15 protein-coding genes and 1 pseudogene are annotated in these 18,016 nt (G+C 71.7%); 3 read left to right on the forward strand and 13 right to left on the reverse strand.

All coding sequences use genetic code 11. The annotated features are described in order from the left end of the window. Window positions 1–94: 94 nt before the first annotated feature. The 4 genes from ACYVF7_RS42450 to ACYVF7_RS42465 are packed head-to-tail and all read right to left on the reverse strand — an operon-like array spanning window position 95 to window position 4,321. Complete coding sequence (locus ACYVF7_RS42450; protein WP_460351650.1) at window positions 95–871, reverse strand: ABC transporter ATP-binding protein; 777 nt, start codon at window positions 869–871, stop codon at window positions 95–97. Continuing rightward, window positions 868–1,713: an ABC transporter permease gene (locus ACYVF7_RS42455; protein ID WP_460351651.1), complete on the reverse strand. Its 846-nt coding sequence runs from the start codon at window positions 1,711–1,713 to the stop codon at window positions 868–870. Before ACYVF7_RS42455 ends, ACYVF7_RS42450 begins: the two co-directional genes overlap by 4 nt. Beyond that, on the reverse strand, window positions 1,710–2,735 hold the full coding sequence (locus ACYVF7_RS42460; RefSeq protein WP_460351652.1) for an ABC transporter permease: 1,026 nt from the start codon (window positions 2,733–2,735) through the stop codon (window positions 1,710–1,712). The genes ACYVF7_RS42455 and ACYVF7_RS42460 overlap by 4 nt, the downstream gene beginning before the upstream one ends. Further along, window positions 2,732–4,321 (reverse strand): ABC transporter substrate-binding protein, encoded by a 1,590-nt coding sequence (locus ACYVF7_RS42465; protein ID WP_460351653.1) that lies wholly within the window; start codon window positions 4,319–4,321, stop codon window positions 2,732–2,734. The genes ACYVF7_RS42460 and ACYVF7_RS42465 overlap by 4 nt, the downstream gene beginning before the upstream one ends. A gap of 144 nt (window positions 4,322–4,465) precedes the next feature. On the opposite strand from ACYVF7_RS42465, the gene ACYVF7_RS42470 reads away from it, so the two are divergent. Beyond that, entirely contained in the window at window positions 4,466–5,122 is a 657-nt protein-coding gene (locus tag ACYVF7_RS42470) for an Lrp/AsnC family transcriptional regulator (protein ID WP_460351654.1), read from the forward strand. A gap of 63 nt (window positions 5,123–5,185) precedes the next feature. Here ACYVF7_RS42470 and ACYVF7_RS42475 read toward each other — a convergent pair whose 3' ends face one another. From ACYVF7_RS42475 to ACYVF7_RS42485, 3 genes are all read right to left on the reverse strand, one after another. Further along, the gene (locus ACYVF7_RS42475) at window positions 5,186–5,536 is read right to left on the reverse strand and encodes a hypothetical protein (protein ID WP_460358415.1); all 351 of its coding nucleotides are present in this window, start codon (window positions 5,534–5,536) and stop codon (window positions 5,186–5,188) included. A 434-nt stretch (window positions 5,537–5,970) separates the two neighbouring features. Next, complete coding sequence (dhaL, locus tag ACYVF7_RS42480; protein ID WP_460351655.1) at window positions 5,971–6,582, reverse strand: dihydroxyacetone kinase subunit DhaL; 612 nt, start codon at window positions 6,580–6,582, stop codon at window positions 5,971–5,973. A gap of 17 nt (window positions 6,583–6,599) precedes the next feature. Beyond that, window positions 6,600–7,604 carry a dihydroxyacetone kinase subunit DhaK gene (locus ACYVF7_RS42485; RefSeq protein WP_460351656.1) on the reverse strand — a complete coding sequence of 335 codons (1,005 nt, stop codon included), beginning with the start codon at window positions 7,602–7,604 and terminating at the stop codon, window positions 6,600–6,602. Between the two features lie 159 nt (window positions 7,605–7,763). Between ACYVF7_RS42485 and ACYVF7_RS42490 the strand changes: the two are divergent. Further along, window positions 7,764–8,471 (forward strand): annotated as a pseudogene (locus ACYVF7_RS42490) (IclR family transcriptional regulator); the annotation flags it as partial. Window positions 8,472–8,791: 320 nt separating this feature from the next. Here ACYVF7_RS42490 and ACYVF7_RS42495 read toward each other — a convergent pair. From ACYVF7_RS42495 to ACYVF7_RS42505, 3 genes are read right to left on the reverse strand one after another with little or no spacing between them, the layout of a single operon-like run. Next, window positions 8,792–9,721, reverse strand: coding sequence for an RluA family pseudouridine synthase (locus tag ACYVF7_RS42495; protein ID WP_460351657.1), 930 nt, complete (start codon window positions 9,719–9,721; stop codon window positions 8,792–8,794). Continuing rightward, window positions 9,721–10,668: a signal peptidase II gene (gene lspA, locus ACYVF7_RS42500; protein WP_460351658.1), complete on the reverse strand. Its 948-nt coding sequence runs from the start codon at window positions 10,666–10,668 to the stop codon at window positions 9,721–9,723. Before lspA ends, ACYVF7_RS42495 begins: the two co-directional genes overlap by 1 nt. A gap of 8 nt (window positions 10,669–10,676) precedes the next feature. Continuing rightward, window positions 10,677–11,087 carry a TraR/DksA family transcriptional regulator gene (locus ACYVF7_RS42505; RefSeq protein ID WP_460358417.1) on the reverse strand — a complete coding sequence of 137 codons (411 nt, stop codon included), beginning with the start codon at window positions 11,085–11,087 and terminating at the stop codon, window positions 10,677–10,679. A 612-nt stretch (window positions 11,088–11,699) separates the two neighbouring features. Between ACYVF7_RS42505 and ileS the strand changes: the two genes are divergently transcribed. Next, entirely contained in the window at window positions 11,700–14,885 is a 3,186-nt protein-coding gene (ileS, locus tag ACYVF7_RS42510; protein ID WP_460351659.1) for an isoleucine--tRNA ligase, read from the forward strand. Between the two features lie 42 nt (window positions 14,886–14,927). Here the strand turns inward: ileS and dxs are convergent, their stop codons facing one another. The 3 genes from dxs to ACYVF7_RS42525 form a co-directional block, all read right to left on the reverse strand. Continuing rightward, the gene (dxs, locus tag ACYVF7_RS42515) at window positions 14,928–16,841 is read right to left on the reverse strand and encodes a 1-deoxy-D-xylulose-5-phosphate synthase (RefSeq protein WP_460351660.1); all 1,914 of its coding nucleotides are present in this window, start codon (window positions 16,839–16,841) and stop codon (window positions 14,928–14,930) included. Between the two features lie 55 nt (window positions 16,842–16,896). Then, on the reverse strand, window positions 16,897–17,532 hold the full coding sequence (locus ACYVF7_RS42520) for a GntR family transcriptional regulator (protein ID WP_460351661.1): 636 nt from the start codon (window positions 17,530–17,532) through the stop codon (window positions 16,897–16,899). 75 nt (window positions 17,533–17,607) lie between these two features. Further along, window positions 17,608–17,997, reverse strand: a complete 390-nt coding sequence (locus ACYVF7_RS42525; protein ID WP_460351662.1) for a nuclear transport factor 2 family protein — start codon at window positions 17,995–17,997, stop codon at window positions 17,608–17,610. Window positions 17,998–18,016: the final 19 nt, after the last annotated feature.

Here is an 18,016-nt window from a genome sequence, read left to right on the forward strand (position 1 = left end):
CCGGGGCGACGGTGAGGCTCGCCCCGGCGACGGCCCGGACCGGCGCGGCCGGGGGTGCGGTGGTCGACGACCAGGTCCTCGACGGACAGAAGGGTCATGGGGTGCTCCGGTCGGGCAGCGCGTCCAGCAGGGCACGGGTGTACGGATCGGCGGGCTCGCGCATGACGCGCGCACGCGGCCCGGTCTCGACGAGGCGGCCGTCCCGCATCACGCTGATCACGTCGGCGACCGACGACATGACGCCGAGGTCGTGGGTGATGAGCAGCACGGCGAGGCCCAGGTCGTCGCAGAGGCCGCGCAGCAGCCGGAGGATGCCGGCCTGCACGGTGACGTCCAGGGCCGTCGTCGGCTCGTCGGCGATCAGCACCTGCGGGTCGCAGGCGAGCGCGATGGCGATCGCGATGCGCTGCCGCATTCCGCCGGAGAACTGGTGCGGGTACCGGTCGAGCGCGCCCTCCGGGTCGGGGATGCGGACCTTACCGAGGAGTTCCGCGGCCCGTTCCCGTGCCTGCCGCCGGTCCAGCTTCAGGTGGTGGCGGATGGGATCGGTGAGCTGACGTCCGATGGAGAGCATGGGGTGCAGGCTGGTCGACGGGTCCTGGAACACCATGCCGATCTCACTGCCGCGCCGCTTGTTCATCTGCTTCGGCGCGAGCGTCAGCAGGTCGGTGCCGCCGAGCGAGATCGTCCCGCCGGTGCGCGCGCCGTGCGGCAGGAGGCCGAGGACGGCCAGGCCGGTCATGGTCTTGCCCGAGCCGCTCTCCCCCGCCAGCCCGTGCACCCTCCCCGCCTCCAGGGCGAGGTCGATGCCGCGGATGAGGCGCCGCCCGCCCAGTTCGACGGTGAGCTCTTCGATGGCCAGGATCGTCACAGCGCCCGCTCCTTGATCGCCCTGGCGGTCCGCGGGTCGAGCGCGTCGCGCATGGTGTCGCCGAGGAAGTTGAACGCCAGCACCACCGTGAGAATGGCCAGGCCGGGGAAGACCCCGACCCACCACTTGTCGAACACCTGCGTGGCCGACGCGACCATCGCCCCCCACTCCGCGGTGGGCGGCTTGGCGCCGAGGCCGAGGAACGACAGGCCGGACAGCAGCAGGAGCTGGGTGCCGATGTCGAGGGTGGCGAGGACCAGGACCGGGCCGGTCACGTTGGGCAGCACGTCGGTACGGAGCGAGCGCCATACCGAGAAGCCGAGCAGCCGCCCGCTGATGACGAACTCGCGGGACCGGATGCCGAGCACCAGACCGCGGGTGACGCGCGCGTACGCCGGCCAGGAGACGACGAGGACCGCCAGCACCGCGTTGCGCAGGCTCGCGCCCAGCGACGCGGCCACGGCCATCGCCAGGATCACCGTCGGGAACGCGAACACCAGGTCCGCCACCCGCATGATCGTCTCGTCCACCCACCGACCGAAGTAGCCGGCGCAGGCGCCCAGCAGGCCGCCGACCACCACCGACAGCGCCACCAGCAGCAGGGTCAGCGGGATCGACAGCCGCGCGCCGTACAGCACCCGGCTGAAGACGTCCCGGCCGAGGTCGTCGGTGCCGAACCAGTGCGCGCCGCCGGGCGGGCTCAGCCGGGGGAACTTCTGCGCGAGCGGATCGTACGGGGCGAGCAGCGGCGCCGCGACCACGACGACCAGCCAGACGACGGCGACGACCAGGCCGGTCACGGCGAGGGGCCTCCGCCACGCCTCCGGAAGACGGCGGATCATGTGCTCCTCACTCTCGGGTCGATCACGCCGTACAGCACGTCGACGATGAGGTTGACCACGACGTAGATCGCGCCGACCACGAGCCCGACGCCCATGACCGCGGGCAGGTCGAGATTGGTCGCGCTCTTGTACGCGTACTGTCCGATGCCGGGCCAGGCGAAGATCGACTCCACCAGCACCGTGCCGGACAGCAGGCTGCCGAAGGCCAGGCCGGCCACCGTGATGATCGGGACCAGCGCGGCACGCAGCACGTACCGCAGCAGCACCACGTGCCCGGGCAGCCCCTTGGCGCGCGCCGCCCGTACGTAGTCCTGGCCGAGCACCTCCAGCACCGCCGAGCGGGTGAACCGGGTCAGCAGCCCGATGGTGTACGCGGCGAGCACCAGCGCGGGCAGTGCCAGGTGGCCGACGGCGCTGGCGAACACGTTCCACTGGCCGGACAGGGCCGCGTCCACCGTGTACAGGCCGGTGACGTGCGGCGGCGGTGTCATGGTGGGGGCGATGCGGCCGGAGCCGGGGGCCAGCCGCAGCCGGTAGAAGACGAAGTAGAACGCGAGCAGCGCCAGCCAGAAGGTCGGCACCGACACCCCGGCGAGGCTGGTCACCCGCAGGAACTGGTCGACGAGCCGGTCCCGGCGCAGCGCCGCGATCACGCCGAACGCGACGCCGACCACGAGCGACAGCAGCAGCGCGGCACCGGCCAGCTCGAACGTGGCGGGCACGAACTCCGACAGGTCGTCGTCCACCGGGCGGTGGCTCTGCTGTGACTCGCCGAGATCGCCGTGGGCGAGGTTCCGCAGGTACGTGACGTACTGGACCGGCAGTGGCTTGTCCAGGCCGTGCTGCTCGCGGAACTGCTTGACGATCGCCGGGTTGCCGAGGGCCTGCTGCCCCAGGTTGGCCGTGGCCGGGTCACCCGGCACCAGGTTGGTGAGGGTGAACGTGACCAGCGTGACCCCGACGGCCAGCAGTACGGAGACCGCCAGCCGCCGGGCCAGGAAGCGGATCAGCTGGTGTTTCACTTGCTGCCGAGGGCCGCGAGGTCGATGGTCCACACCGGGTTCAGCGCCACGCCGGTCACCGAGGCGGCGCTGACCACGTGCTGGCTCGGCTGGAACAGCGGAACGATGGGACCGTTCTGGTTCAGCTGCGTCTGGATCTGCTGGTACTGCTGGGCCCGGTCGCCGCCGACGGTCTGCGCGGCCTTGTCACCGGCCTGCTCCAGCGGCGTGGCGTCGCCCTTCTTCCAGCCCGCGCGCAGGCCGATGAGCTTGCCGGGCAGGAAGGCGAGGTAGTCGCTGGCGTCCGGGTAGTCCGGGCTCCACCACCACAGGCCCATCTCCTCCTTGCCGTCGCGGTAGTTCTGCAGCGCGGTCGCGATCGGCGCGGGAGCCAGGTCGACGGTGATGCCGACCTCCTTGAGGTTCGCCTGGATGCGCTCGGCGAGCGGCTGGAACGACAGCCCGTTCAGCGTGTAGTCGCTCGGGAACTCCAGCTTGACCTTCGGATTCGTGACTCCGCTCGCGGCGAGCGCGGCCTTGGCGCCGGCCACGTCGCGCCCGGTCGCCTGGCCGGCGGGCAGCGCACCGTTGATCATCGACGGCACGATCCCGGCGGCCTGGACCGAGCCCTCGCCGGCGAGCTGGAGCAGCCCCTGGTAGTCGACGCCCTTGCGGACGGCCTCGACGAACTTCGGGTTGGACGTGACCTTGCTGACGGCGCCGCTGTGGTTGGCCAGCAGGAAGAACACGCTCGCGGAGGCCCCCTTGGCGACCTGCAGCCCGCCGCCGATGCCCTGGGCCTGGTCGGCCGACAGGTCCAGCGCGATCTGGCTGTCGCCACGCTGCACGTTCAGCTTCTGCGTCGGCGCCTGGACGTTGCGGATCACGACCTTGCCGTACGCCGGCTTGGTCGTGCCCCAGTACTTGGCGTTGGCCTTGAGCACGACCTGCGTGCTGGCGTTGAACGACTCCAGCACGTACGGGCCGGACCCCTGCGACTGGCCGTTGAGGAACGACTCCGCCTTGTCGTCGGCGCCCTCGGTGCCACCGTGGGCCTTGACGACCTTGGAGTTGACGATGCCGAGCGCCGGGTTGGGCAGGATGAACGGCAGCGCCGGGTTCGGCTGCGCCGAGTGCAGCTCGATGGTCGTGTCGTCGACCTTCTTCACGGTCACGCCGTCCAGCAGGAACGACGGGTTGCCCTTGAGATCGCGGACCCGATTCAGGGAGAACACCACGTCGTCGGCGGTGACCGGGCTGCCGTCGGAGAACGTCGCCCCCTGCCGCAGCTTGAGCGTCAGCGTCTTGCCGTCCTTGGACTCCTGGTACGACTCGGCCAGCGCGGGCACCGGCTTGCTGACGTCGGATCCGGTGAAGGTCAGCAGCGTGTCGTAGAGCGCCCGGTCGACCAGCAGGCCGGTCTGCTCGTACATCCGGCCGGGGTCGGCGGTCTTCAGGTTGAAGGACGTGTCGATGACCAGCGCCTTGCCTCCGGACGCCGGGGAGGACGAGGAGGAGCCGCCGCCGGAGCACGCGGTCAGGCTGATCGCGGATGCCACGAGGACGGGCAGGATCGCCCGTCGGGGCGCGGAGCGCAGGCTCGGCATGTACAGCCTCCGAAGGTTTCGGTCAGGGTCGAAATACGACATTCAGAACATCTAGACGGATAGGTAGTGATAGTGCAGTGTTGTCCGCAAGCTGTCCACGACCGCCTCAAAAGTCGAGATGAACTGCTTCGGGAGCCCGCCTCAATGGACGAAACGTCGGACGGACCGTCCGCTGAACAGTGGCGGCCTGGACGAATCCCCACCGACCTGGACGTCATCAACCTGCGGATACTGGACGTCCTGCGGCAGGACGGCAGGATCTCGATCTCCGCTCTCGCGCAGCGGGTGGGCATCTCCCGCGCGAACGCCTACACCCGGTTCGAGGCGCTGCGCGCGAACGGTGTGATCGTCCGGTTCACCGCCCAGGTCGACCCGGTCCGCGCCGGGCTGGGCGTCTGCGCGCTGGTCTTCGTCACCGTCCGCCAGCAGATGTGGCGGCAGTTCCGGAGCCAGCTGGCGCTGATGCCCGAGGTGGAGTACTGCGCGATCACCACCGGCCAGCACGACGCGATGATCCAGATCAGGGTCCGCGACGTGGCCACCGTGCACCACCTCGTCACCCACCGGCTGGCGAGCATCCCCGCGGTCAAGGCGACCGAGACGGTGTTCATCCTGGACGAAGTGCTGCGCCGCCCCTACATCCTGCCCTCGGACGAACGCCCGCTGCCCGCCCCGTCACCCGCCGCCGAGACCGGCCCGATGCCGCTGGGCAGCATGCGATTCGTCCGCGCGGACGCCGGACGTGCCGACCTGGGCGGGCTGCAGGACCTGTCCCACGAGCCCGCCCGGCGAGAGCCCTGAGTCAGGCCTGGGCGTGTCCGGTGGGTCTTGTTCGCAGCCGAACGAAGATCCACCAGACACGATCTAGGCGGGGAGTTCCTCACACACGCTGACCTGGGGCGTGTCGTCCCCGTCGAACTGGAACTCCTCGACCAGCCGGAACCGCCCGTCCGGCAGCGACTCGATGCGGCTCGTGGCGCGCCCGGCCACCGGGGTCCGGTCGTCCTTGGTCACGTGCACGTAGCTGATCTCGACTTCGTCGTGACGCCGCGTTCCGACGAACCGGCCGCGCACGACCGTGTCGCCCTCATAGCTGCCCCAGATCACGCCGTCCGCCTCCCGGTAAAGGAACCGGGTGGGCGCGTCGGGGTCCACCCGGCTCGCGGTCGAGCTCACCATGGCGAACCGCCGACCATCCAGGTTGAGCTGCGTCATCTCGTTCACGGGGTGCATCGTGCCGGGTTTCTCGTGATCCGCAACCGGCGCTGAACGTTTCGTCCGATCCCCCGGCCCTCGCTTGGACGAACCACGCCCCATCCGGCGGACACCCGCCCATCCGTCTCGACACCAGCCGCCGGCGACCGCCAGCGGCCGATGGTCGCCGCGGTCGGTGGCGGCGCGGTCCGTGGTCGGCGCGGTCCGTGGTCGCCGCGGCTGGCGGTCGCCGCAGTCGGCGGTCGCCGCAGTCGGTGATCGGCGCAGTCGGTGATCGGCACCGTGGACGGTCGCCGCAGCCGGCGATCGCCGCAGTCCGTGGTCGGCGCGGCCGGCAGTCGCCGCGGCCGGCAGCCGCCCGGCCGGCCTGCGGCTCTCCCGGCGGCCGGCCGGGTCGCGTCCCGGACGGCGTCACCCGCCCGCCGGGACCCGGTTCACGCGGTCGCCGCGTCGAAGAACCAGGCGACGGTCAGCGCGCCGGGGTCGACGACGCCGCGCGCGTGCTCGCCGACATAGCTGGCCCTGCCGCGCCGGGCGAGCAGGTCCTCGGTGGACGCGGCACCCTCGTGGGCGGCCGCCGCCGCCTCGCGCAGCGCGGTGGCGACATCGGCGTCCCGTTCCGCCGCCTCGGAGAGGGCCTGGGCCGCCGGCACCATCGCGTCCACCATGGTCTTGTGCCCGACCTCGGCCTTGCCGAGCCGCTGGACGACGGCCACGGCGTTCCGCGCGGCCTCGCTCAGCGCCTCGGTGGTGACCTCGGGGCCGAGCGCCTTGGCGAACTCCCGGAACCACATGCCGAACAGCGGGCCGCTGGTCCCACCGGTGTTGAGGAAGGCGTTCGCGACGGCCGTGAAGACGGCGCCGGGCGTGTCCGCGTCGCCGGCCTCCAGGTTGGCCGTGACTCGGCGAACGGCGGAGCCGAGGTTCGTGCCGTAGTCGCCGTCGCCGGCCCGGCGGTCCAGTTCGGTGAGCTCGGCGCCGCGGCGTTCGACCTCCGCGATGAAGCGCTCGATCCAGGCCCGGGTGTCGATGGTGGTGGTCTCCATGTCCGTGCTCCCGTCTCTCACCAGCTCAGCGCCGGCGTACGGACCGGCGCGTCCCACAGGTCGACCAGTTCGTCGTCGGCGCGCACCAGCGTGATCGAGCAGCCGCGCATGTCGAGCGACGTCACGTAGGAGCCCACGAGCGACCGGATCGCCGCGACGCCGAGGTCGTCCAGGATCGCGATCAGCTCGCCGTGGACGGCCGACAGCTCCAGGTCGTGCGTCGATCCGAGGCCGTTGACGATGGCGATCACGGAGTCGCCGTGGCCGAGTCCCAGTGCCTTGACGATCGGGCGGGTGAGCTCGCCGACGAGGTCGCGGGCCGGCCCGTACGGCCGGCGCCCCACCCCGTGCTCCCCGTGGATGCCCACGCCGAACTCGATCTCGTCGTCGGCCAGGTCGAACGACGGCCGGCTCTGACCCGGCTGCGTGCAGGACGCGAGGGCGAGGGCCAGGGTGCGCGCCGATCCGGTCACCCGCTCGCCGAGCGCGGCGAGGTCGGACAGGGAGGCTCCGCGCTCGGCCGCGGCGCCGCAGATCTTCTCGACGGCGACGACCGCGGCGGTCCCCCGGCGTCCGGGGCCGCCCTCCTCCTGCCCGTCCGTGGCCAGGTCGTCGTCCACGAGGACGGTCCGCGTCTCGATGCCCTCGTCGGCGGCAAGCTCGGCGGCGATCTGGAAGTTCAGGACGTCGCCGGTGTAGTTCTTCACGATCAGGAGCACGCCCTGGCCGCGGTCGGCGGCCTCGATCGCCGCCTTGATCTGGTACGCGGTAGGGCTGGCGAACACCGCCCCGGGCACCGCCGCGTCGAGCATGCCCGCTCCGACGAAGCCGACGTGCAGGGGCTCGTGGCCGGAGCCGCCGCCCGATACGAGGGCGACCTTCGCGCCGTCCCTCACGCCGGCGCGCACCACGAACGCCGGATCGTCGTGGAAGCGGACCAGTTCCGGATGGGCGCGGGCGAACCCCCGCAGCGCCTCCGGCACAAGGTCGGCCGGATCGTTCACCAGTTGCCGTACGGGCATGGCTCCTCCTACACGCGTCAGGTCGGCCGCGAGAACCCGAAATTCGACATCTACGAAAACCATTCGATAATGCCGAATGGCCCGAATGTAAGGCGTCGACCCGCTGTTGTAAAGTGCGATCGGCAGGCGGGCCTGGGCGACGACCGGAAGAGGGCGCGGATGATCCAGTCCGTCGATCGGGCGATCCGGGTCCTGGGGGTGCTCCAAGCCGAGCGTCACCTGAGCCTGTCCGAGATCGCGGCCCGGCTGGAGCTGGCGCCCTCCACCGTTCACGGCATCATCAAGACGCTCCAGGCGCACGGGCTGGTGCTGCAGGAGCAGGGCTCCGCCCGCTACCGTCTCGGCCCGGCCGTGCTGAAGCTCGGCAACGTCTACCTCGACACCCTCGAGCTGCGTTCCCGCAGCCTCACCTGGGCCGCCGAGCTCGCCCGGACCACCGGCCACGCCGTACGCACCGCGGTGCTGCTCCCCGACGAGGTCATGATCGTCAATCACGAGCCGCGGCCGGACGGCTCACGGCAGATGCCGGAGGTCGGCATCGTCATCCCCGCGCACGCCAGCGCGCTCGGCAAGGCGATCCTCGCCTACGCGCCCGATCAGGCCCGGGCGCTCCTGGCGGGCGGCCCACTGCGCAGCATGACCCGTGACACGGTGACGGACCCGGCCGAGTTCCGCGCGCGGCTCGACCGCGTACGCGCCGACGCCCTCGCCACGGAACAGGAGGAGGCCGTCATCGGCGAGTGCGGGCTGGCGGCACCGATCTTCGACGGCCACCGGACGGTCGTCGGCGCGATCGGCGTGGTCGTCCCCGTGCCCGAATGGCCCCCCGGCGAGACCGTCGCCGGCGCCGTACGGGAGGCCGCCCGCCGGATCTCCCGGGAGCTCGGCGCGGCCGGGCTGGCCCATCCCGCCGGCCGATCACCCTCCGGCCGGGTGACGCCTCTGTGCCCGGTGGTCGTGCCGGGCCGACGGCCGCGGCGACCGGCCCGCGATGTGGGCGGCGCCCTGACGGCGGCGCGGGAACGCGCCTCTGTGCCCGGTGGTCGTGCCAGGCCGAGCGTCCGCCGCCCGGCGACGATCGTGTCCCCACCGGGCCGACGGCCGCAGCGACCAGCCCGCGATGTGGGCGGCGCCCTGACGGCGGCGCGGGAACGCGCCTCTGCGACGGAAGTCGCGGCGCGGTGGGCTCAGGATTCGCCGGCCACGACCTCGAGGGCGTGCGCGAGGTCGTCCGGGTACGGGCACTCGAACTCCACCCAGTGCCCCTGCGTCGGGTGCTCGAACCCGAGGCGTACGGCATGCAGCCACTGCCGGGTCAGCCCGAGCCGGGCGGACAGGGTGGGGTCCGCGCCGTAGAGGAAGTCCCCGACGCACGGGTGCCGCACCGCGGACATGTGCACGCGGATCTGGTGGGTACGCCCGGTCTCCAGCTTGATGTCGAGCAGGCTCGCCGCCCGGTACGCCTCGATCGTGTCGTAGTGCGTGACCGACGGGCGGCCTCCGGTCACCACGGCCCACCGCCCGTCGCCGGAGGGGTGCCGGTCGATCGGCGCGTCGATGGTGCCGCGCAGCGGGTCCGGGTGGCCCTGGACGAGCGCGTGGTAGCGCTTGTCGACGGTCCGTTCCTTGAACGCCCGCTTCAGCCGGGAGTAGGCGATCTCGCTCTTGGCGACCACCATCGCCCCGGTGGTGTTCGCGTCGAGGCGGTGCACGATGCCCTGGCGCTCCGCGGCGCCGCTGGTGGCGATCGTGTGCCCGGCGCCGAGAAGACCACCGAGCACGGTCGGGCCCGTCCAGCCCGTCGTGGGGTGGGCGGCGACGCCGATCGGCTTGCTGACGACGACGATGTCGGCGTCCTCGTACAGGATGGTCATGCCCGGAACCGGCTCCGCCTTCGGGGCCGGGGCGGCCGGCGGCGCGGGCAGGGTCACCTCGAGCCAGGTGCCCGCCTGCATGCGGTCGGACTTGGCGGCGGCACGCCCGTCGACGAGGACGTCACCGGCCGCGATGACCTCGGCCGCGCGGCTGCGCGACAGTCCGAAGAGCCGGGCCAGGGCAGCGTCGAGGCGCTCTCCCTCCAGGCCGTCGGGCACAGGGAGGCTGCGGTGCTCGCTCATCAGTGCTTCGCATCCCGAACGGAGGCCTCGCCGGCCGCGCGGCCGTTGTCCTTCGGCGCGCCACCCTCGGCCACGGCGTCGCCCGAAGCGGTGGCGCCGTTGGAGTCGGTGACGTCGTCGGAAGCGGTGACGCCATCGGAGGCGCTCTCGGCGTCCAGGCGACCGCCGTCAGAGGCACTCTCGGCCTCCGGGCGACCGCCGGCCGCGTCGTCTTCGCCGCCGGAGCCGGCCGGACCGCTGGGTCGCTCGCCCTCGTCGTTCGCTTCGCCGGCGGTCTTCGTCGTGCCGGAGGCGGGCTCGGCAGGCGCGTCCGGCTTCGTCGTGCCGGGGGCACGCTCGGCGAGCACGTGGTCCGCCCCGTCCGCCGCCGGGGCGCCGCCCTCGGCGTCGGCACCGTCGGTCCCGGAGTCGCGCCCGGCCCGCTGGTCCTTCTTCTCGTCGCGGTAGACGGTGCCGTCCACCTGCAGCCCGCGCGAGGCCAGCACCACGGCCAGGGCCCCGCCGCAGACGATCGCCGAGTCGGCGAGGTTGAACACGGGCCAGTGCGGCAGCTCGATCCAGTCGACGACGTGCCCCCTCAGCGGGCCCGGGGACCGCAGCAGGCGGTCGGTCAGATTGCCCAGCGCCCCGCCGAGCAGGAGGCCGAGGGTGATGGCCCACGGCAGGCTGCGCAGCCGCCGGGCGTACCGGAGGGTCGCCACGACGACGCCGGTGGCGATCACGGTGAAGACATAGGTCAGCCCGGTGCCGATGTTGAAGGCGGCACCGCTGTTACGGAGCACCCGCAACGTCAGCAGCCCGCCGATCAGCTCGACGGGCGGGCGGTCCTGCAGCGTCGCCACGACGATGACCTTGCTGATCGCGTCGACGGCGAGGGCGGCCGCCGCGACGACGACGAGCACGCCGATGCGCCGCGGCCGCTCGGCGGCTTCCTGCTCTGGGTTCATGGCGTCGCTCAGCGACGCTCCTCGCGCTGTTTGCATCTCACACATAGGGTCGCACGCGGAAACGCCTGCAGGCGCGCCTTGCCGATCGCCTGACCGCACGACTCGCACACCCCGTAGGTGCCCTGATCGATCCGGACGATCGCGCGTTCGTTCTGGGCGAGCAGGTCACGGGCGTTATAGGTGAGCGCCATCGCCTGCTCACGCTCGAACGTCTTGGCGCCGGCGTCGGCCTGATCGTCGCCGGCCCCCTCGGCGGCGTCGTTGATGCGCTCGGCGATCTGCGACTCCGCCGTCGCGATCTCGGCGGTCAGCTCCTTCATCTCCGCCTGCAACCGGCCACGGACCTCGGACAGCTCCGCACTGGTCCACAGGTCCTCCCCCTCGCGGACCGGAAGCCGTTGCGCGGTGGCCGTGGAGATCTGCTGAGCCTTGGCCGACCGGTGACGCGGCCCGGTGCGCGATGTGCGGGGCGCCTCGGCTGTGCGATTCTTATCTCCCGCACCAGTGGTACCGTCCATGTGGGCCCCCTCGCGCTGATCATGTTTTTCGGCAGTGCGGGCAGCATAGGTCGCGCTTCGCCAGACGGCAAATGACCAGCGGTTGTCACACTCCGCATATCGCCCATTACGCCATCAGCGCGTCGTGTTCCCTTGGCGTGTCATTGCCCGTTCTTGACCAGCGCGCCCTGTCCGAAACCCCCTCCTGCCCGCCTCCGCCCTCTTAACGGGAAGAAGTCACAGGCCCTGGTGCGTTATCGTCGCTATCGGCAGGGCATTGATGGGGACGCCTGCCGCCGTACGCAGCCTTGAGCGACCCGGAGACGGTGCGAGTCCGGGGGCGTGCACGGCGGTCTGATCACCCCTGAGCCGCCGGCGGAACGGCCACCAGGCCCAGTAGATCCGGCAGCCGACCGTAATGAGCGGGTCGTTCCTTCTTCTCGGAGCGGCCAAGGAGGGTGGTACCGCGGGGCTTCGCCGCCTCGTCCCTCCGGTTTCCACGTACAAGTTCGTGACGCCGGAGGTGCACCCGAAATGCCCGACGAGCCGCAGGCCGCGCCCGAGACGGGACGCGGCAGGCTGCGTACCCTCCCCGCGCAGGTCGACCTTCCCGCGCTGGAGCGGGACGTCCTGGCCCGCTGGCGGCAGGGCAAGGTCTTCCAGCGGTCCCTCGACCAGACCGAGGCCGGGCCGCAGTGGGTCTTCTACGAAGGACCGCCGACCGCCAACGGCATGCCCGGCGTGCACCACGTCGAGGCGCGCGTGTTCAAGGACCTGTTCCCGCGGTTCAAGACGATGAAGGGCTACAGCGTCCGCCGCAAGGCCGGGTGGGACTGTCACGGCCTGCCCGTCGAGGTGGCCGTGGAGAAAGAGCTCGGCATCTCCGGCAAGCGTGACATCGAGTCGTACGGCGTCGCGGAGTTCAACGCGCGCTGCCGCGAGTCGGTGCTGCGCCACGTCGACGCCTTCGAGGCGATGACCGAGCGCATGGGCTACTGGGTGGACCTCGCGCAGGCCTACCGCACGATGGACCCCGACTACGTCGAGGCCGTCTGGTGGTCCCTCAAGACGATCTTCGACAAGGGCCTGCTGGTCCGCGACCACCGCATCAGCCCGTACTGCCCGCGCTGCGGCACGCCCCTGTCCGACCACGAGCTCGGCCAGCCGGGCGGCTACGAGACCGTCGTCGACCCGTCGGTCACCGTACGGTTCCCGATCACCGACGGCCCGCTCGAAGGCACCGACCTGCTGGTCTGGACGACCACGCCCTGGACGCTGGTGTCCAACACCGCGATCGCCGTCCACCCGGACGTGACGTACGTCGTCGCCGCCCGTTCCGGCGAGCCCGGCCGCGTGGTGGTGGCCGAGCCGCTGTTCGCCCAGGTCCTCGGCGAGGGCTGGCACATCGTCTCCCGCGTCGCCGGCGCCGACCTCGTCGGCACGTCGTACCGGCGGCCGTTCGACCTGGTCGACATCCCCGACGCGCACCGCGTGCTGGCCGCCGACTTCGTCACCACCGAGGACGGCACCGGCCTGGTCCACATGGCGCCCGCCTTCGGCGCGGACGACTTCGCGGCCACCCGCGCGGCCGGCATGCCCATCGTGAACCCGATCAACCCGGACGGGAAGTTCGACCTGTCGGTGCCGCTCGTCGGCGGCGTGTTCTTCAAGGAGGCCGACCAGCGCCTCACCGAGAACCTCAGGGACCGCGGGCTGCTGTTCCGCTCGGAACGCTACGAGCACAGCTACCCGCACTGCTGGCGGTGCCACACGCCGCTGCTCTACTACGCGCTGCCCGCCTGGTACATCAAGACCACGGCCATCAAGGACCGGCTCCTGGAGGAGAACGAGCGCACCAACTGGTTCCCCGCCACGATCAAGGAGGGCCGGTACGGCGAGTGGCTGCGCAACAACGTCGACTGGTCACTGTCGCGCAGCCGCTACTGGGGCACGCCGCTGCCGCTCTGGCTGTGCGAGGACGAGCACGCCACCTGCGTCGGCTCCCTCAAGGAGCTCGGTGAGCTCGCCGGGCAGGACCTGAGCACGCTCGACCCGCACCGCCCGTACGTCGACGACGTCGTCTTCGCCTGCCCGGAGTGCGGCAAGGAGGCCCGGCGCGTCCCCGACGTGATCGACGCCTGGTACGACTCCGGCTCCATGCCGTTCGCCCAGTGGGGCGCGCCGCACCGGCAGCAGGAGACGTTCGAGGCGTCCTACCCGGCGCAGTACATCTGCGAGGCCATCGACCAGACCCGCGGCTGGTTCTACTCGCTGATGGCCGTCGGCACGCTCGTCTTCGACCGCTCGTCGTACGAGAACGTCGTCTGCCTCGGCCACATCCTCGCCGACGACGGCCGGAAGATGAGCAAGCACCTCGGCAACGTCCTCGAGCCGATCCCGCTCATGGACAAGCACGGCGCCGACGCCCTGCGCTGGTACATGGCCGCGGCCGGCCAGCCGTGGGCCGCCCGCCGCGTCGGCGACGCCCCGCTCGAGGAGATCGTCCGCAAGATCCTCCTGACCTACTGGAACACCGCGTCGTTCTTCGCGCTGTACGCGAACGCCTCCGGGTGGACGCCGGACGCGCCCGCCCCCGCGTACGCCGACCGGCCGCTGCTCGACCGGTGGGTGCTGGCCGAGCTGCACCGTACGGTCCGCGAGGTCGACACGGCGCTCGAGGGCTTCGACACGGCCGCCGCCGGCCGCCGCCTCGCGGAGTTCATCGACGACCTGTCCAACTGGTACGTCCGCCGCTCCCGCCGCCGCTTCTGGGAGGGGCCCGAGGCGTCCGGCGAGAACGCCGCGGCGTTCGCCACGCTGTACGAGTGCCTGGAGACGCTGACGCGGCTCATGGCGCCGATCGCCCCGTTCGTCACCGACTACGTCTGGGACGTCCTGCGGCGCGACGGCGACCCGGACTCGGTGCACCTGGCGGCCTGGCCGGAGGTGAACGAGACGCTCCTCGACGCCGAGCTGTCCGACCGGATGGCGCTGGTCCGGCGTCTCGTGGAGCTGGGCCGGTCCGCCCGGGCCGCGTCGGGCGTCCGCACCCGCCAGCCGCTCGGCCGCGCCCTCGTCGGCGCCGCTCGCTGGGCGTCGCTCCCCGACGAGCTGCGCGCGCAGATCGCCGACGAGCTGAACGTCCAGGGCTTCGACACGCTCGCCTCGATCGGCGGCGAGCTCGTCGAGTACCAGGTCAAGCCCAACTTCCGCGAGCTGGGCAAGCGCTTCGCCAAGCAGACCCCGAAGGTCGCGGCGGCCGTCACCGCCGCCGAGCCGGCCGGGCTCGTCCACGCCCTGCGCGACTCCGGCTCGGTCACCGTCGAGGCCGACGAGGTCGGCAAGGTGGAGCTGACGCCGGACGACGTGATCGTCACCGAGCGGCCGCGCAGCGGCTGGGCGGTGGAGAGCGCCGCCGGGGAGACGGTCGCGCTCGACCTGACCGTCACGCCGGAGCTGCGCCGCGCCGGGCTGGTCCGCGAGGTGATCCGCCTGGTCCAGGAGGCCCGCAAGAACACCGGCCTGGACATCAGCGACCGGATCGACCTGTGGTGGCGCACCAGCGACGCCGAGCTCGCGGCGGCGCTGCGCGAGCACGGCGACGAGGTGGCCGGCGAGGTGCTCGCGAGCACCTGGCAGGACGGCGAGCCGGACGCGGACCTGACCCCTGTCCAGGACGAGGAGCTGCGTCTCACCTTCTGGCTGCGCCGCTCCGCCTGACTCTGCTGAGATCGGCCCTCCGCTTCGAACCGGAGGGCCGATTCAGCGAAGAGTGGACGGCGCGTCCTGTGGCAGCCGGGTGAGGGTCTCCTCGGCCTGGCGGGCGATGTCCGCCGCGGTCAGGCCGACGCGGGCGAGCACCCGATCGCGGGCGGCGTGGTCGAGGAACTCCGTCGGCACACCGAGGTCACGCAGCGGCACGTCGACGCCCGCGTCGCGCAGGGCCTGCGCGACGGCGGAGCCGACGCCGCCGGCCCGTACTCCATCTTCCACCGTGAGCACCATGCGGTGCCGGGCGGCGAGGCCGGGCAGCGTGTCATCGACCGGTTTGACCCAGCGCGGGTCGACGACCGTCGCGGTGATGCCGTTGCCGGCGAGACGGTCGGCGACCTCCAGGCACAGCGGAGCCAGCGCGCCGACGGACACGATCAGGACATCCGCCGCCGGTTCGTCGGTGGCCGTCGCGGTGGTTCCCCGGAGGACGTCCATGCCGCCGATCCGGCCGACGGCCGGGACCGGTGCGCCGACCGTTCCCTTCGGAAAGCGCACGACCGTCGGCGCGTCGTCCACCGCGGTCGCCTCGCGCAGCTGTTCCCGCAGGCGTTCGCCGTCCCGGGGGGCCGCGATCCGCAGCCCCGGCACGACCTGGAGGACGGACATGTCCCATACCCCGTTGTGGGAGGCGCCGTCGTCCCCGGTGACGCCCGCCCGGTCCAGGACGAACGTCACCCCGCACCGGTGCAGCGCCACGTCCATCAGCAGCTGATCGAAGCAACGGTTCAGGAACGTGGCGTACACCGCGACGACCGGATGCAGCCCGCCCAGGGCGAGCCCGGCCGCGGAGGCGGCGGCGTGCTGCTCGGCGATGCCCACGTCGAACACCCGGTCGGGGTAGCGCCGGGCGAACGGTTCCAGCCCGGTCGACCGCAGCATCGCGGCCGTGACCGCCACCACGTCCGAGCGTTCGGCACCGATCCGCACCAGCTCCCCGGCGAACACCGAGGTCCAGTCCTCCCCGGCCACGCGCAGCGGCACCCCGGTGTCCGGGTCGATCACCTTGACCTGGTGGAACCGCTCGTCGGCCTGCTCGGCCAGTGCGTATCCGCGGCCCTTCTCGGTGATGCAGTGGACGATGACCGGGCCGGAGAACCGTTTGGCCCAGTGCAGCGCCTGCTCCACCGCCGCCCGGTCGTGGCCGTCGATCGGGCCGACGTACTTCAGGCCCAGGTCTTCGAACATTCCCTGCGGCGCGACGAAGTCCTTGAATCCCTTCTTGGCGCCGTGCAGAGCGTCGTACAACGGGCGGCCGATCACAGGGGTGCGGCCGAGGACGTCGCGGGTGAGTCGCAGGAACCGTTCATAGCCGTCGGTGGTCCGCAACGCCGCTAGATGGGTGGCCAGGCCGCCGATCGTCGGTGAGTACGAGTGCCCGTTGTCGTTGACGACGATCACCAGCGGCAACGACGGGTCGGCGGCGATGTTGTTCAGGGCCTCCCATGCCATGCCGCCGGTCAGGGCGCCGTCCCCGATCACCGCGACGACGTGCCGGTCACCCTCCCCGCTGAGCCGGTAGGCCTTGGCCAGCCCGTCCGCCCAGCTGAGGGCGGTGGAGGCATGCTGGTTCTCGACGAGGTCGTGCGGGGACTCGGCCCGGCTCGGATAGCCGGAGAGCCCGCCTTCCTGCCGCAGCCGCGAGAAGTCCTGCCGCCCGGTCAGCAGTTTGTGCACGTACGCCTGGTGGCCGACGTCGAAGATGACGCGGTCGGCCGGAGAGTCGTACACCCGGTGCAGGGCGATGGTCAGCTCCACGACGCCGAGGTTCGGACCCAGGTGGCCGCCCGTACGGGACACCGCGTCGATCAGGAATTCCCGGATCTCGGCGGCGAGCCGGTCCAGCTCTGCCGCGCTGAGCCCGCCCAGATCCGCTGGACCGCCGATCGACGACAGAACGCTCATGGACGACCACTGCTCCTTTGCTGGTTACGTGCGATGGTGAGCGGCCCGCGAGCCCTCAGGCGTCCGGGCCGCGCTTCGACCAGTCCCCCAGGACATGCGACAGGTGCCGGCGCATCAGCTCTTCGGCGAGCGCGCGGTCGCGCCGCAGGACCGCGTCCAGCAACGGGCGATGTTCGGCCGCGGAGTCGGCCAGGTCGCCGTCCGCGTTGAGGGCGCGCAGGTTGTGCAGGCGCGTCTGGTCACGCAGGACCGCCACGGAGTCGACCAGCCGCCGGTTGCCGGTCGCCTCCAGCAGAAGGATGTGAAAGTCGCGATCGGCCTGGAGGTTGCCGGCCAGATCGTGTTCCCCGGCCGTCTTCTCGATGAGCTCGACGAGCTGCGACAGCCGCTCCGCGCGGTCGCCCACGCCCAGCTCGGCGGCCCGGCCCACCCCGGGAACCTCGAGCATCATGCGCAGCTCGAAGATCTCGGCGAAGTCCTGCTCGGTGAACGACACCACCCGGAATCCCCGGTTGGGCAGCGCCTCGAGCAGCCCTTCGTCGACCAGCGCGAGCATCGCCTCACGCACCGGACTCGTGGACACCCCGAATCCCGTCGCCAACGACGCCGCCGAATACACCTCGCCCGGCACCAGGTCACCCGTGACCAGCGCCTCTCTCAGCGCTGAGAGTGCCTGATCACGCAGACTCATCCGCCGCAGCGAACCACCTGCCAAAGCCATGCGGAGTAAAATATCACCGATTACCGGTCACCGGTCAGCCACTGCTCATGACCGCGCCTCCTGCCGGATGCGGTCGAACTCCGCGCCCATGGCCTCGGCGAGCGCGGTGGCGGCCGACAGTGGCCGCACCATGACGGTGAGTTCGTCGATCAGGCCGTCCTCGTTCAGGCGCAGAAGGTCGCAGCCTTGTAGCTCGAGGCCCTTCACCTTCGCCCGGAACACCAGCACGTGGTCACGGCCGTCGGCGCTCGCGGCCTCCTGGACGTAGTGAAAGTCCTCGAACACCCGCGCCACCCCGCGCAGGATCGCCGCGGTGATCGCCTTGCCGGGATACGGCTTGAACGCCACGGGGCTGGTGAACACCACATCGTCGGCGAGCAGCGCCTCGGCCGCCGCCAGATCCCCGTTCTCCACGGCCTGCCGGAAGGGATGCATGCCCTGATCACCTCTACTC

It is taken from the genome of Actinoallomurus acanthiterrae (assembly GCF_054775715.1).

What these genes read in the sequence shown, in the direction of transcription:
- ACYVF7_RS42485 (WP_460351656.1), bottom strand. Translation starts at nt 7,604, where the DNA reads ATGCCCGTACGGCAACTGGTGAACGATCCGGCCGACCTTGTGCCGGAG.
- lspA (WP_460351658.1), bottom strand. Translation starts at nt 10,668, where the DNA reads ATGAACCCAGAGCAGGAAGCCGCCGAGCGGCCGCGGCGCATCGGCGTG.
- ACYVF7_RS42470 (WP_460351654.1), top strand. Translation starts at nt 4,466, where the DNA reads ATGGACGAAACGTCGGACGGACCGTCCGCTGAACAGTGGCGGCCTGGA.
- ACYVF7_RS42520 (WP_460351661.1), bottom strand. Translation starts at nt 17,532, where the DNA reads ATGAGTCTGCGTGATCAGGCACTCTCAGCGCTGAGAGAGGCGCTGGTC.
- ACYVF7_RS42525 (WP_460351662.1), bottom strand. Translation starts at nt 17,997, where the DNA reads ATGCATCCCTTCCGGCAGGCCGTGGAGAACGGGGATCTGGCGGCGGCC.
- ileS (WP_460351659.1), top strand. Translation starts at nt 11,700, where the DNA reads ATGCCCGACGAGCCGCAGGCCGCGCCCGAGACGGGACGCGGCAGGCTG.
- dhaL (WP_460351655.1), bottom strand. Translation starts at nt 6,582, where the DNA reads ATGGAGACCACCACCATCGACACCCGGGCCTGGATCGAGCGCTTCATC.
- ACYVF7_RS42455 (WP_460351651.1), bottom strand. Translation starts at nt 1,713, where the DNA reads ATGATCCGCCGTCTTCCGGAGGCGTGGCGGAGGCCCCTCGCCGTGACC.
- ACYVF7_RS42465 (WP_460351653.1), bottom strand. Translation starts at nt 4,321, where the DNA reads ATGCCGAGCCTGCGCTCCGCGCCCCGACGGGCGATCCTGCCCGTCCTC.
- dxs (WP_460351660.1), bottom strand. Translation starts at nt 16,841, where the DNA reads ATGAGCGTTCTGTCGTCGATCGGCGGTCCAGCGGATCTGGGCGGGCTC.
- ACYVF7_RS42475 (WP_460358415.1), bottom strand. Translation starts at nt 5,536, where the DNA reads ATGACGCAGCTCAACCTGGATGGTCGGCGGTTCGCCATGGTGAGCTCG.
- ACYVF7_RS42495 (WP_460351657.1), bottom strand. Translation starts at nt 9,721, where the DNA reads ATGAGCGAGCACCGCAGCCTCCCTGTGCCCGACGGCCTGGAGGGAGAG.